Origin of the sequence: Erythrobacter sp., assembly GCF_038133525.1 — a bacterium.
Lineage (GTDB): Bacteria > Pseudomonadota > Alphaproteobacteria > Sphingomonadales > Sphingomonadaceae > Qipengyuania.
This window is the reverse complement of record NZ_JAYPTL010000179.1, coordinates 1-469: the sequence shown is the minus strand read 5'-3', so window position 1 is coordinate 469 and position 469 is coordinate 1. Positions and strand designations below refer to the sequence as shown.

Genomic DNA, 469 nt, shown 5'->3' with positions numbered 1-469 from the left:
CTGCCACCCAGGACCAAGACCGCAGGGAAACCTTGGCCGATGTGATGGTTCGCCACATCGGCGAGCAGATGCGATTTGCCGGTTCCGGCCTCGCCCGTCACAAGCAATCGATGTTCGTTTGCCAAACGGTTGACTGGCCGCGTAATTCCGTCGGATACCTTCTCGATCGCTTCATAAAGCTGCTCGATGTGAAATTGCACACGCCGCACCTCGTCGCGATCACCACCTTGCTGAGTTCGCAGGTCCCAGATCGCTGCCGAGCAAGTGCCCAAGGTCCCGCTCGCCGCATCGAGAGCCTCTATCCACGGATCGAAGGGCACAGGATCGGCTGGGCCAATCGACGCTTTCCGAATTAATCCGCTGATCGTCCGAAACCGAGCATCGAGGTCCGCGGCGGGGGCGGCTGCGGGGCCTCCGGCAAGCAATCTCGCGACACTGTCGGTCGCGCGATGTCTCGCCTCATCGATAT

The 469-nt window shown here is 61.0% G+C and carries 1 protein-coding gene; it reads right to left on the bottom strand.

Annotated features, from left to right (window positions below):
* A partial coding sequence (locus AAFM29_RS17755; RefSeq protein ID WP_341714034.1) for a hypothetical protein occupies positions 1–320 on the bottom strand: 320 nt, incomplete at its 3' end.
* Positions 321–469 lie beyond the last annotated feature (149 nt).